Consider the following 14,032-nt stretch of genomic DNA (forward strand, 5'->3'; position numbering starts at 1 on the left):
GTGAGGCCGCATGTTGAAACCCAGAGGTAATCGTATCGAACGCGTCCGTTTCATTGCCTGCCTTCTCGTGATTCCTGTGTTTCTTGCGGCCGGCTGCAGCGGTGGCAAAAGCGCGAGCGAGCAGGTGAGCGCCCCCGTCCCCGTGGCCGTGAAAACAATCGAGAAAACGGACGTCGAAAAGGTCATCTCCGTCACTGGGAACATCGAAGGGCTGAGAACCGCGCGCCTGGGCTTCCTGGTGGCCGGGAAGGTCAACTACATCGCCGCGAGGGAAGGGGAGACGGTCCGGGCGGGGCAGCTCCTGGCCAGCCTCGACCCGGAGAGCTACCGGATCGGCAAGGAGTTGGCCGACGCCGCCGTCGCCCAAATCGAGGACGAGCACCGGCGACTGACCCTGATGCACGAGCGGAAGAGCCTCTCGGACGGCGACTACGCGAAGATCAACAGCGGTCTGCGGCAGGCCCGGGCGCAGCAGCGGCTGCAGGCGAAAAACCTGGCGGACACGAGGCTGTACACGCCTTTCAGCGGGATTCTCCTGAAGCGCGGGGTCGAAGTCGGGGAGATCATCGGCACGGGCATGCCCGTCTTCGCGGTCTCCGACATCCACGTCGTGAAGGTCAACGCCTCTGTTCCCGAGACGGACCTGCAGTTCATCCGGATGGGCTCCGAGGCCCGGGTGCGCATTTCCTCCCTCGATTCCGAGTATGCCGGGAAGGTCGTGGAGATCGGCTCCCTCGCGGAAGCGACGACCCGGGCGTTTCCCGTGAAGATCGAAGTCGGGAACCCCGATCTGCTCATGCGTCCGGGCATGACGGCGGACATCCGGATCCAGTCCGGAAAGAAGACGGAGATCATGGCCGTGCCCGGGGAAGCGGTCATGCGAGACCCGGACAATGCGGCCTATGTCTTCGTCGTTGATGAAAACCGGAAACAGGCCTTCAAGCGCAGGATTTCCCTCGGGGAGATCCGTGAAAACGGCATCGCCGTGACCTCCGGCCTCGCTCCGGGCGAGCAGGTCGTGGTCGGCGGCCAGCATAAGCTGAATGACGGAACTCCCGTGACAGTCAAGCAGGCACCATGAACTTCGTCAAGAAATCCCTGAAGTATCCCCAGGTCACCGTCTCCGTCCTCCTCATCCTGTTTGCCGTCGGCACCTTCTCCCTCCTGGAGATGCCGCGGCGCGAGGACGCCAAGATCCGTATCCGGGTGGGGCAGGTCATTGCCTTCTACCCCGGGGCCGATTCGCTCCAGGTAGAGGAGCAGGTCACGAAGAAGCTGGAGCAGTACCTGTTCCAGTATGAAGAGGTCCGGAAAGAGAAAACGACCTCCACCACCCGCGACGGCGTCGTCCTCATCAACGTCTGGCTGAACGACAGCGTGAAAGACCTGGACGTCTTCTGGAGCAAGCTGAACCACCAGTTGCTCGTCCAGAAGGCCGTCAGCCTGCCGCCGGGTGTCCAGGGACCCATCGTGAATTTCGAGTTCGGCGACGTGGAGGCGCTCCTGATCGCCATTGAAATGGACGATCCCGACTATGCCCGGATGAGCGACTGTGCCCGGAAGCTGGAAGACAGCCTCCGGACCCTCAAGTCCGTCTCGAAGATCAGGCGCATCGGCGGCCAGAAGGAGCAGATCCTCATCTCGGCGGACAGCGCGAAGCTGGAGCGATACGGGATGACCTTCGCGACGGCCATGATGGTCCTGCAGTCGCAGAACACCATCGGCCCCGCAGGCGACCTTTCGACGCCGGACTCGCAGGTGCGCCTTTACACCAGGGGATATTACCGGACGGAGACGGAGATCGGCGACCAGATCATCGGCCTGGCCAGGACCGGCGAGACGGTGCGCCTGAGGGACGTGGCGGCGATCCAGAGGCAGTACCAGGAGCCGGCCTCCCGGGCCACGGTCAACGGCAGGAACACCATGCTCCTGGCCGTGCAGATGCATGAAGGCCGCAACATCGTCGAGTTCGGGAAAGAGGTGGACCGGAAGCTCGCCGAAACATCGAGGCTCCTCCCGGCGGGCGTCAAGCTGACCACGATCGTCAACCAGCCCGCCGTGGTCGCGAAAAACGTCGGCCATTTCCTTCGCGAGTTCATGCTGGCCATCGTCGCGGTCATCCTGGTCATCGTGCTGCTCCTCCCGTTCCGCGTGGCCGCCGTGGCTGCCATGGCCATCCCCATGACCGTCGCCGTGACATTCGGCGTCATGCACGCCCTGGGCATCGAGCTGCACCAGGTTTCCCTGGCCGCCCTGATCGTGGCGCTGGGCATGGTCGTGGACGACGCCGTCGTCGTTGCCGACAACTACGTGGAGCTGCTGGACGGGGGAGTGGACCGGAAGACCGCCGCCTGGCGCAGCGCCTCCGACCTCGTGGTGCCCATCCTGGCGGCGACGGTGACCATCATTGCAGCCTTCCTGCCGATGACGCTTCTGACGGGCATGGTCGGCGAGTTCATCATCGCCCTGCCCCTGACCGTCTCCATCGCCCTGGCGGCTTCCTTTTTCGTCGCCATGGTCCTGACGCCGCTCCTCTGCCTGACGTTCATCCGGAAGGGCCTTCACGACCGGGAAGAAACCGGGAAGACGAGCGGGAAAAAAGACCGGTCCCTTCTCGACTTCATGCAGCTTGGATACGACCGGGCCATCGCCTGGTGCATGGCCCACTCCCGGGTGTCGATCTCCGCCTGCCTCGTCATCATCCTGCTGGCGGTGGCCCTGTACCAGGCCATCCCCCAGAAATTCTTTCCGGCGGCGGAGCGAAACCAGTTTATCGTGGAGCTGTGGATGCCCACGGGCACGAAGCTGGAGAAGACCGGGCAGGCCGTCCGGAAGATCGAGGGCATGCTGAAAAACGACAGGCGGGTTGTGAACTATGCCGGCTTCATCGGCATGGGGGCGCCGCGCTTTTATTACAATTTCATTCCCGAGCCGCCGGGCGCCAATTTTGCGCAGGTGATCGTGAACACGAACACGGACGAGGAGGCGAAGCAACTCCAGCGTGAGTTGAACGCCCGGGTGGACGGAGAGGTCCCCGAAGGGAGGGTCCAGGCCAGGCTCATGCAGCAGGGAGTCCCCGCCGCCGCATCCGTCGAGGTCCGGATCGTCGGCGACGACATCGCGACCCTGAAAAGCGCCGGCCGCCAGGTGGAGGACATTCTCCGGGAGACCCGCGCCGCCGCCTTCATCCGCTCCGACTTCCGGGAGGACTATTACGGCGTCTCCGTCCGGCTCCTGGACAATGCCGCCCGCATGGGATTCACCACGGAAAGCGTTGCCAAGTCCATTTACGCCGGCTTCACCGGTGCGCCCGTGTCGACCCTCTACGAAGGCAACACGCCCGTGGAGATCCTGCTGCGCCTGGACGAGCGGAGCCGGGGCAGCTTCGACCACCTCAGGAACATGTACCTGCCGTCTCCCGTAACCGGTGCGGCGGTGCCGCTTCGCCAGATCGCGACGCTGGAGCCGCAGTGGCATCACGGCCGGATCCGGCACCTCAATGGTCTCCGGACGCTGACGGTTCAATGCGAGCCGGCGGAGGGCATCCTGGCCTCGCAGGTCCTGAAAAAGGCGCGGCCGCAGATATCCAGAATCGCGCTCCCACCGGGATTCCGGATCGAATATGGCGGGGAATACGAAAACCAGAGGGAGACCTTTTCGGAGATGCTGGTGGTGCTGGCCATCAGCATTGTGCTCATCTTTCTCGTTCTCCTGTTCCAGTTCCGCAACCTGAAGCAGTCCTTCATCGTCATGCTGACGATTCCCCTGAGCATGTTCGGGGCGTTTCTGGGACTGCTGATCACGGGCAATCCCTTCGGATTCACCGCCTTTGTCGGCCTGATCAGCCTGTCGGGCATCGTGGTCCGGAACGCCATCATCCTCATCGACCATGCCAACGAGCTCTGCCGCGGCGGCGCTTCCATCCGGACGGCCGCCCTGGAATCAGGAAAAAGAAGGCTGCGGCCCATCTTCCTGACGGCCAGCGCGGCGGCGATCGGCGTCCTTCCCATGATCCTTTCCGGGTCGCCCCTGTGGAGCCCTCTGGCCAGCGTGATCGCCGTGGGCATCATGCTCTCCATGGTTGTCTCGCTCCTCCTGGTGCCGGTTCTCTACGCCGCCATGATCAAGCCTTCCGGCGTCCTGGCGAAGTCCCCGGCAAGCCTTGAAAGGCCCGCCCATACAGGCCTGCGAAAACAAGTCGCTTCCCTGCTCCTGATCGCCCTGATTCTATTCCCGGCCGGTGCCGGCGCCCAGGACGGCCCGGAGCGGCTGAACCTGCAGAAGGTTACGGAACTGGCCGTCCGGAACAACCGGCTGCTCCATATCAGGCAGCTCCAGGTGGACGAAAAGCGGCAGAAAGTGAGCGAAAGCAGGGTCAAGTATTTCCCCGCCGTCGTGGTCGGCGGCTCGTATCAGTACAGCAGCGTGGCCGGCACGGTCGATCTCAGCCAGGGATTTCTCGGCACGGTTTCCACGGGCTCGGTCCATCTGCCGGTCCCCTCGGTGGACCTGGCCCTGGATCTGAACAGTTACGATGTTGCCAGCGCAGGAGTCCGCTTCTATCAGCCCGTCTCGCAGATCCCGAAGATCCGGTCTGGCGTTGAAATTTCCAAGGCGGACCTCGCGATTTCGGAAATCGAACAGGCCAAGGCGATCATGCAGGTGAAGCAGGCCGCGGAGAAGCTCTATTTCGGCCTGCTGATCCTCCAGAAGCAGAAGGAAGAGGCACAGATCAAGCGGACCCTGGCGAAACGGAAGCTTCACGACGTCGAGAGCGCCGTCCTGGCCGGCAAGACGACGCCGTCCAGCCTGGCGGGATTGAAGGCGGCCGTGGCCGACGAGGAGCAGAACCTTCTGAAGATCCGGATCCAGATCGACGACTATTCCGCCGATCTGAGGCACCTGATCGGCCTGCCGTCCTCCACTCCGTTCGTCCTTGATCCGGTAACCTTCGATGACACCATATACGAACTCATGCCGGTGGATGCCCTGGCCCGGGAGGCGCAGACCGGCAACAGCGATCTGAAAGCGGCGGCCGTTCAGAAAGCCAAGGCCGAGCACGCGATAGACGCCAGCCGGTTCAGCTACCTGCCGGACTTCGGCGTGATGGGCGGCTATACCTGGCAGGAGGGCAATGCGCACTTCCGGCAGAGCGCGATCCATTCCGGGTTCGATCCGGGGTGGAACGTCCGGGACGCCTTCATCGGCGTCTCTCTCCAGTGGAACATCCAGGACGCCGTCTCCAACGTGTACGTGAAGAGGCAGCGCCTCGCCCTGAAAAGGCAGGCCGAAGAGAACCTGGCCAACACGCTGGAGCAGGTGAATGCGGACATCGAAAAGGCGCACCGGAGGGCCTCCCAGGCGGTCGAGCTGATTTCCGTCGCCCGGAAGGTCGTCGACTACCGCCGGGAGGATTACCGGATCCAGAAGGACCGGTACGAGGCCGGGCTGAGTCTCGAAGCGGACTGTCTCACGGCGAAGGCGGCCCTCATGAAGGCCGAGTCGGACCTCTTTGCCGCGCAGCTGAATTACCGGATCGTCGTGACGGACCTGCAACTTCTGTCGGGGAGGCTCTAGCGGTTCGAGGGGGGATGGATGTTCCATTTCGCCTGAAAATTAACAAGGGACTGAAACCGGTTCACTCCAACGCCCATCGGAAACGTTCTTCAAACGCAGGATCCGGCCTTGACAGTGTAAGCGGTGGCTACCGATCTTTGCCGGCAGGGCCTGTGCCTTTTTTCGGGGATGCGGCAATCCGTTGAAATTCCTGTTCCAGACCACTCAGTCCAGTCGCGCTGATGTTCGTATCCAGCGGGTAGGTTTCTTTGCCTGGATAGACAACCCACAGATGGGCCAGTCCCAGTTCCCGGAAAGCCGAGTGCATGGAGGCGCTGACAGCCGGTGCTTCCGCATATTTGAATTCCACTCCCCAGGGTTTTCCCCGGGCATGAAAGAGAAGATCCAACTCTCCCCCGGTGTGTACGGCCCAAAAGAAAACCTCCTCATCGTGGAGCCCTAAATGTCGGATCACCTGCTCCAGGGCAAACCCCTCCCAGGAAGCACCCAGGCGGGGATGATAGAGGAGATCGCTTTCATCCCGGACGGTGAGCAAGGTGTGGAGGAGGCCGGAGTCGCGGAAATAGATTTTCGGCCTTTTCACGAGCCGTTTCGTTGTGTTGTAGAACCAGGGCTGGAGCTGCCGGATCAGGAAGGTGCCCGTGAGAATGTCCAGATAATGGCGGACCGCCGTGTCGGAAACGCCCAGGCTGCGCCCGAGTTCCGATACGTTCAGGACCTGACCGTGATAGTGGGACAGCATCGTCCAGAAACGGCGGAGTTGGAGAGCGGGGACCCGGATTCCCAGATTGGGAACGTCTCTCTCCAGGAAGGTCCTGACAAAGTCTTCTCTCCATGACAGGGAAGCATCCTCGCTTTCCGCCAGGAAAGAGCGGGGAAATCCGCCCCGGACCCACAACCGGCGGTACTCTTCAGGTTTAACGTCCCGGATGGCAAACCCGCCCAACTCGACGAAGGAGATGCGTCCGGCCAGGGTCTCGGAGCCTTGAGCAATCAAGTCCCTGGAAGCGCTGCCGAGTATGAGGAACCTTCTGGAGACGTCGCGGTCGACCAGCACCCGGAGAGCAGGGAAAAGATCGGGGCGGCGTTGAATTTCGTCGATGATGACCAGCCCCTCAAGGGGTTCCAGGGTCAACATGGGATTGGACAGACGCTCGACGACCCTCGGGTCCTCACAGTCGAAATGATGAAACGCCTTCTCCCCGAGGCGATGGGCATACTGCAGGGCAAGGGTGGTCTTGCCGCATTGACGGGGACCGAGAAGGGCGACGACGGGGACGCCGCGCAGTTTTTCCTCGATTGTCTGTAACTCTTTTACTCTTATGATTTCCATTGGATGCAATAGAACCATGAAATTTCTATTTCTGCAAGAGAAATTTCATGGTTCATGCCCGGGGCGAGTCCAGGCGCGACTTGGCAGGCGGACGTCGTTTTCGAACGTCCGTGGCATGGACAGCGGTTGTCGGGAAGATGCCCCCCGACAACGGTTCATCCCCACGCCTGAGGGGTAAATCTATGTGTCCGTCTATCAGAAGGGGGGTGGCAAATTTCCCCCACCCTTTAGGTAATCCTTTGTTAAAGCGATTCAATGGACTGCTTCATGTGAATGTATGTTCGGGTCGGATGATTCGTCGTGCATACGAGAAGCAGCCGGTATTTTCCTCTGCCGATATCCTCAAGATGATCGTTCTTTACCGCCCCTGCCGCCCCATCCACCCGTCGATGTAGGCGGCGACTTCCTGCCAGCCCGGTTCGGCGATGAGGAAGTGGTCGCGGCCGGGAAACTCGCGGTACATGGATACTTTCCCGTATTTGCGATGGATCTTCTGCACGATGGAGGGGGGCAGGAGGCGGTCCTCCTCCGCGGCGATGGTCAGGACCGGGCAGGTCACCTTCGATTCGTCCACCTGTGTGGCCTTGGTGGTATCGAGGAACCAGAAGCTGATCTCCAGGGCCGCCTTCGGAGATTCGTAGGTCAGTTTTTCGAATATCCGTTTCCGCTGATCTTCCGGCACGCGGTGGAAGGAGGAGTATACGGCCCCCTCGAAGGTCGGGCGGATCGGCTCTTTCCAGGAGCCCCAGCGCCCCATGTTCATCCAGGCGCTCTTGAAGCCGGTCCAGGACAGGGGGTTGACGCCCCGGGGAAAGGCCGGCGCCACGAGGACCGCCGCCTTCGCCACGCCCCGGCTCGCGAGGATCTGGGCGATGAGTCCGCCCATGGAATGGCCGATGATGACCGGTTTGGCAGGGAGGGCCCGGATCTCCTTTTCCACGTCCGCCGCATAATCCAGGACGCTCGTGTCCGTAAGGCGTGGATCCGGAGGGGAGCTCAGGGGGATGTTGTGGTAACGGAGGGTCGGGGTGACGACCTGATAGCCCTGTGCCTCGAAGTAGCTCCGGAAGGAATCCCAGCACCAGGGGCCGGCAAACATGCCGTGAATCATGACGAGGATCGGCTTCTCACCCCGCATCTTGCTCGCGGTGTCCGCGGACTGTACCGGGGCCGCTAAGACCACGAGGGCGATCAGGATTGCCAGGGCACCGTTCACGACGTGTTTCATGTCTTTCTCCCGGTGAGGTCCCGCGGGATCCCGTGTCCAGCGGAACGGGGAATTGGAAGGATCAGCCGGCGGTCCATGCATACATCAGGATCGCCGCCGCCTGCGGCAGGCTGAGCGATTCGGCGTCGCCCTTCCCGGGGATCGTCCATTGCTCGTCCGCCAGGGCCAGGAGATCCTCCGGCAGGCCGTGGCTCTCGCTCCCCAGGAGGATAGCCGCCGCACCGCCCGCGTGCGGGGGAGTGCCGCCCGCAGCGACGGCCGCCGCCACGGGGCCCCGTTTTTTCAGGAGCGGGATCGCTTCCCGGAGATCCACCTCCTCCAGCACATTCAGGTGAAACAGGCTCCCCATGGACGCCCGCACCGCCTTCGGGTTCGTCGGGCTCACCGATCCCGGGTCGATCAGGATCGTCCGGATGCCGAACCAGTGGGCAGTCCGGAGCAGAGCGCCCAGGTTGTTCGGGTTGTTCACCTCGTGGAGGCAGAGAACGGGTCCGGTCTCCCGCGAAAGGACCGCGGACGGCTTCTCCCGCTCGGCAACGGGGACGACGGCCAGAATCCCCTCGGGCTCAACGTCCTGGCTCAGCCCTTTCCAGTCTTCCTCCCTCACCGCATAGACGGGGGCTTTTTCAGCCAGGGAGTCCGGCAGGGACGGCCAGGATTCCCCGCGATCCTTCCGGACCAGGACCGCCGAGACAGGCCGGGCGCTTCGCAAGAGCTCCCGGACCACCTTCACGCCCTCCGCCAGGAACAGGCCTTCCCGCCGCCGGTATTTCTCCAGGCGGAGCTTCCGCCAGGCCTGGATCTCGGATCGCGAGGGGGCTGGAAAGCGCTCGGTCAAGGCAGGGGCCTCCGGTTATGCCGGCGGGTGCCCGTCGTCCAGGGACACGCCGGTGTCTCCCTCCTCGACCGGCTTGGGCCACAGGACGGAGGCCAGGATGGCCGTGAGCAGGACGCCGACGATCACCCCGAGGGAGACGAAGACGGGGATCTTCACCAGGTGGGACAGGAGCATCTTGACTCCCACGAAGGACAGGATGACCACCAGGCCCCAGTGGAGGTAGTGGAAGATCCGCATCAGACCCGAGAGGGCGAAGAAGAGGGACCGGAGGCCCAGGATGGCGAAAACGTTGGACGTGTAGACGATGAAGGGGTCCGTCGTGATGGCCAGGACCGCCGGGATGGAGTCGACGGCGAAGAGGATGTCCGTCGTCTCCAGGGCCAGGACCACGGCGAACAGCGGCGTGGCGTGGCGGACGCCGTCTTTGACCAGGAAGAAGCGGCCGCCATCGTAGGAGTTGTCCACCGGCATGAGCCGGCGGAGAAGCTTCAGGACGGGGTTCTTCTCCGGGTGGACCTCCCGGTCCTTGCTCACGGCCATCTTGGCCGCCGTGTAGATCAGGAAGAGACCAAAGACGTAAATGATCCATTCGAACCGTTCGATCAGGGCGACCCCGGCGAAGATGAAGACGGCCCGGATGACCAGGGCCCCGAGGATTCCCCAGAAGAGGGCCTTGTGCTCATACTGGGCAGGGACCTGGAAGTACCCGAAAATCAAGAGGAAGACGAAGAGGTTGTCGACGCTCAGCGAATACTCGATCAGGTAGCCCGCCAGGAACTCCAGGGCCTTGTGGTGCCCCTCGAACCAGTAGACGCCCCCGCAGAACAGCATGGCCAGGGTAATCCAGAAGCCGGTCCACAGGAGGGCCTCCTTGACTTGGACCACGTGGGCCTTCCGGTTGAAAACACCCAGGTCCAGGGCCAGAAATGCGAGAACGAGAATGGCGAAAACAATCCAGCCGACCACAGTGACTGTCATTTCTTTCTACCTCGGTTATGTTTCCGGAAAACCGGCACGGACGGTGTGCCCTGCGAACTGGGAGAGGTTGTGGATGATGCCCTTCTCCCGGCGGAAGCCGAGGCCGCAGGGCTCCCAGGAAAAGAAGACCCCCGCCTGGTAGAGACGGCCTTCGCCGTCGGCGGGCAGGTCCGCGAACTCCTGGTAAATGGAGCGGTACGATACATAATCCCCGTCCCTTCTGTCCAGTTCATTTCCCGATGGGTCGAGGATCCGCACGTTGTCCCCCTCCCGGCTGAAGGTCTTCTTCTCCACGCAGGTCTTCCCGCGGAGCGGATCGAAGGATGTCTCCAGGAGGAGCGGGTGGTCCGGGAAGAGGTCCCAGAGGACCTTCAGGATTCCTTTCGACTGGAAGAGGAGCGAGTAGGGTGGGTTCAGGAGGATGACCCTGTCGCGCCGGAGCAGGCCCGTCAGAATCTCCGCCAGTTCCGGCTCCTCCAGGGCGATGTATTCGTAGGGAAGAAGCTTGTACCAGAAATCGAAGCGGTCGCCCGCTGGATTGTAGATTCCCTCGTCATCGAAAAACACATCGTGGGCATACTCGAAACCGGTGATGAAACCTGCTTCGTAAGCCATCTCCTCCAGGAGGCGGGTCGTGTTCTCGTCTTCGAGGCCCAGGTCCAGGCAGGAGAAGAGGGCGCAGGGGATGGGGGCGTCGGGGCCGGCAAAGGCCGGGTGGAGATTGCGCATCCGGATGAAGGACTCCTGCAGGGTCTCGTAGAGGCGGTTGAACTGCCGCTCTTCATCGATGCCGTTGTGGCGGAGGATCATCCACTGGATCAGGGCCGTCTCGAAGATCATTGAGGGCGTGTCGGCGTTGAACTCGATGAGCTTGACGGGCTTTCCATCCAGCCCGCCGGCCAGGTCGAAGCGCCCAAGGAGGTGGAAGTGGCGGTCGTCCTCCCAGCTGAGCCGGATCATCTCCACCAGGTTTTCCGGGATGTCCAGGAGTTCGAAGAGGCCGTGATCGATGACGTGCTGGGCCGCCTGAACGTATAGGCCGTAGAGCTCATCCGCTGCCCGGTAGTAAGCTTCCCCCTCTTCCTCCGTCACCTGGACCAGCTCCTCCGCCACGTAGTCCAGATTGTCGGGAGACTGGTACCAGTAGAAGCCCACCTTCTCGAAGATGGACGGTGGAATGGGATTCACCTGCAGGGTATGCACGGCCTTCAGCCCGAGAAGCTCCGGAAGCTGCTCGTCATCCGGGAGAAAAACCCGGCCTTCCGGGCGCCCGGCGAGGTCGACGTGTAACGGCGGTTTCCGTAGCTGTATCCGTAATAGCGGCTTCCGTACCAGTAGCTTCTTGTGGGATTGCCCGACTGCCTTTCCTCTTCCTTGAGGCGTTCCTCCAGGGGCAGGCGGCTGGCGAGGCTCTGCTGGTAGACCGCTTCGTTAGCGTACACGAATGGGTTCGGGGACGTGGTCTTGCCCATCATGTACCCCAGAAGGCCCGCCGACAGGACGGTCCCCAGGCCCAGCATATTCCGCTCCTGGCCTGCCCCGTCCATGAGGCTGCGGACCTTGTCCTCCGGCAGGGTCTCGCTGGTTCCGTCCCGCCGCTTCACAACCACTCCCGTGGTGCTGCTGGGGTATTCGTTCACGATCTTGTAGTCTCCAGGCGCCGTTTCCTCGATCTGGGTCATGACGCCGGCCTTCCGTTCCTGCATGACGTTTCCGTCCGTGCCGCCGGTCGTCGTGACCGGCGCCTCATCGCACCCCGTGAGCAGGGTGTGGGCCAGGAAAAACACGCCCCCGGCGATGACTCGGCTTTTGCGCCCCGGCTGTTTCATGGCTTCCTCCTGATCCCGGTCAAACGATCATGCGGCTGATGACGACGGCGAGGGCGATGACGAGGCCCTGCACCAGGAGGGCCGCGGCGGTATTCCCCGCCTGGATCTGGTCTTCCAGTTTCGTCTTCGGGAGGAAGATCCAGTCGGAGACCTTCTGGAAAATCAGGAGAAACAGCATGCCCGAGGCGGCGCTGATGAGAAACCAGCCCAGGCTCTCGGCCCAGCCGGTGAAGTCTCCGGCGATGCTCGACCGCAGGATGATGCTGTAGGCCACGAGCAGCCCCGCCACGGTGATCCCCGCGCTGAGGTTGCCCTCCCGCAGGCAGGCCGCCGTGCGGAACCGGTAGATCCGCTGGTGCATGAAGACCGCCAGGTACAGGAAGAGCTGGCCCAGCCCGAAAAACGCCATGGCCGAGAGGATGCCTCCGACCTCTCCGGCAAATGCGCCGTTCAGCAGGATCCCCGTGGCGATGAAGCTGCCCGCCTCGACGATCCCCGTCGGCACGTTCCCCGCCTTGATCAGGTCGTTGTTGCGGACACCCGGGACGAGAATGCGGTCGTTCAGGAGATGGGCCGCGAAGAAGAGGACCGTCGTGATGGCCCCGTCGGTGAGAAAGACCACCAGGTCGGCCCTCCGGAGCCCCCCCTGGAAGACCCCCGCCAGGGCGGTGCAGATTCCAACGTAGAGGCCGAACCGGCGGAGCGCCACGGCCGTGTTGGCCTCCTTCTCCACGGCGAGATCGTCGTCGAATTTCGTGAGGACGTCGGCGATCCGCTTGGAAAGGTAGAGAAATGCCAGGATGAGCGCCATGTACACCACGATCATGCCGTATCGTTCCATCGTTCGCTCCTTGTCTTGAGGCCGCGGCGCCGGAACCGGCGTGGCGGCGGTGTTCGCGGGTCGTTCAGAGTTTCCGGAGCAGCCCCTGGGCGGCGATGTGGATTGGGTCCCACGGACCGCTGAAGGGTGGGGCGTACGCCAGGTCGAGGTAGGCCACTTCCTCCAGGGACAGGCCCGCCCAGAGGGCCGCCGAGAGTGTGTTCACGCGGCTGACCGCCCCCGCTTCGCCGATGGCCTGGGCCCCCAGGAACTTTCCCGTTCCCCGGTCCGCTGTGAGCTTCAGGCCCACTCTCCTGGCGGTGGGCATGGACCGGGCGGCGCTGGTTCCCCACAGGATCGTACTCACCGGGTGAAATCCAGCAGCCTTGGCTTCCCGCTCTCCCAGCCCCGTGACGGCGGCCTCCAGGTTGAAGACCTTGAAGGACTGGGCGCCCACGATGCCGGGGAATACCATGGGATCGCCACCGATGTTGCTGCCGGCCACGCGGCCCTGTTTGTTGGCGATGTCTCCCAGGGGCACATGGACCCATTTCCCGCTCACCCGGTGGAAGGATTCGCAGCAGTCCCCGGCGGCATATATGTTTTCTTCGGACGTTTGCTGGGAGAAGTTGACCGCGATGGCCCCCGTCTGACCGATGGCCACGCCCGCATCCCGGGCAAGGTCCGCGTCCGGACGTGTGCCGAGTGCCAGGAGGATGATGTCCGCCTCCAGGGGACCGGCGCTCGTGTTGAGGCGGTTGCGGCATGTGGAGCCGGCTTCGATGGAAAGCGTCGTCGTCTCCGGCAGGAACGTCACGTCGTTACGGCCCAGCTCTTCGATGATCAGATTCGAAAATTCCGGATCCCAGCGGGCCGCCGGCAGGGTTCCCCGGTGGACGATGGTCGTCCCGACCCCCGCCATGCGGAAGGCCTCGGCCATCTCCAGGCCGATGAAGCCGGCGCCGACAATGATGGCCTTCCTGCAGGGCATCTCCCGGATCAACTGCTTGATGCGGAGGGCGTCGGTCAGGCGCTTCAGGACGAAGACCCCCTCCCGGTCCTCTCCGGGCATCCCCGGCGTGAAGGCCTTGACGCCCGTGCCGAAGACGAGGAAGTCGAAGGGGAGCGTTCTCCCGCCCTCCGCATGCACCGTCCGTGCATGGAGATCCACGGCCTCAACGCCCGTGTCCGTGAGGACTTCAATCCCCGATTCCCGGAACTTCTCCGGGGTCCTTGCGATCAGTTTCCGCTCGTCCTTGATCAGATCGCCTATGAAATAGGGCATCGGACAGGCGGCTGTGGATGTATAAGCCGTCCGCTCGATGATGGTGACGGTCAGGTCCGGATCCTTCCTCCTTGCCTCCGCCGACGCGGAAGCGCCCCCGGCACCCCCTCCGATCACGACCATGTTCTTGCCCATCCTGAAGCC

The 14,032-nt window shown here is 63.0% G+C and carries 10 protein-coding genes; 2 read left to right on the plus strand and 8 right to left on the minus strand.

The features are described from left to right. Window positions 1-10: 10 nt before the first annotated feature. The gene (locus PLO63_01400; GenBank protein ID HOI72776.1) at window positions 11-1,081 is read left to right on the plus strand and encodes an efflux RND transporter periplasmic adaptor subunit; all 1,071 of its coding nucleotides are present in this window, start codon (window positions 11-13) and stop codon (window positions 1,079-1,081) included. Then, window positions 1,078-5,577, plus strand: coding sequence for an efflux RND transporter permease subunit (locus PLO63_01405; protein ID HOI72777.1), 4,500 nt, complete (start codon window positions 1,078-1,080; stop codon window positions 5,575-5,577). Before PLO63_01400 ends, PLO63_01405 begins: the two co-directional genes overlap by 4 nt. A gap of 127 nt (window positions 5,578-5,704) precedes the next feature. Here PLO63_01405 and PLO63_01410 read toward each other — a convergent pair whose 3' ends face one another. The 8 genes from PLO63_01410 to PLO63_01445 all read right to left on the minus strand — a co-directional run bounded on the left by PLO63_01410 (window position 5,705) and on the right by PLO63_01445 (window position 14,023). Continuing rightward, window positions 5,705-6,910, minus strand: coding sequence for an ATP-binding protein (locus PLO63_01410; protein HOI72778.1), 1,206 nt, complete (start codon window positions 6,908-6,910; stop codon window positions 5,705-5,707). A gap of 358 nt (window positions 6,911-7,268) precedes the next feature. Further along, window positions 7,269-8,138 carry an alpha/beta hydrolase gene (locus PLO63_01415; GenBank protein HOI72779.1) on the minus strand — a complete coding sequence of 290 codons (870 nt, stop codon included), beginning with the start codon at window positions 8,136-8,138 and terminating at the stop codon, window positions 7,269-7,271. A 61-nt stretch (window positions 8,139-8,199) separates the two neighbouring features. Then, the gene (locus PLO63_01420; protein HOI72780.1) at window positions 8,200-8,976 is read right to left on the minus strand and encodes an RNA methyltransferase; all 777 of its coding nucleotides are present in this window, start codon (window positions 8,974-8,976) and stop codon (window positions 8,200-8,202) included. Between the two features lie 15 nt (window positions 8,977-8,991). Beyond that, window positions 8,992-9,954, minus strand: coding sequence for a TerC family protein (locus PLO63_01425; protein ID HOI72781.1), 963 nt, complete (start codon window positions 9,952-9,954; stop codon window positions 8,992-8,994). A 15-nt stretch (window positions 9,955-9,969) separates the two neighbouring features. After that, window positions 9,970-11,157: a glutathionylspermidine synthase family protein gene (locus tag PLO63_01430; protein ID HOI72782.1), complete on the minus strand. Its 1,188-nt coding sequence runs from the start codon at window positions 11,155-11,157 to the stop codon at window positions 9,970-9,972. A gap of 5 nt (window positions 11,158-11,162) precedes the next feature. After that, entirely contained in the window at window positions 11,163-11,783 is a 621-nt protein-coding gene (locus tag PLO63_01435; protein HOI72783.1) for a hypothetical protein, read from the minus strand. Window positions 11,784-11,802: 19 nt separating this feature from the next. Continuing rightward, window positions 11,803-12,624: a DUF350 domain-containing protein gene (locus PLO63_01440; GenBank protein HOI72784.1), complete on the minus strand. Its 822-nt coding sequence runs from the start codon at window positions 12,622-12,624 to the stop codon at window positions 11,803-11,805. Window positions 12,625-12,688: 64 nt separating this feature from the next. Then, window positions 12,689-14,023 carry an FAD-dependent oxidoreductase gene (locus PLO63_01445; GenBank protein ID HOI72785.1) on the minus strand — a complete coding sequence of 445 codons (1,335 nt, stop codon included), beginning with the start codon at window positions 14,021-14,023 and terminating at the stop codon, window positions 12,689-12,691. Between the last annotated feature and the right edge of the window lie 9 nt (window positions 14,024-14,032).

It is taken from the genome of Syntrophales bacterium, assembly GCA_035363115.1.
Classification (GTDB): domain Bacteria; phylum Desulfobacterota; class Syntrophia; order Syntrophales; family PHBD01; genus PHBD01.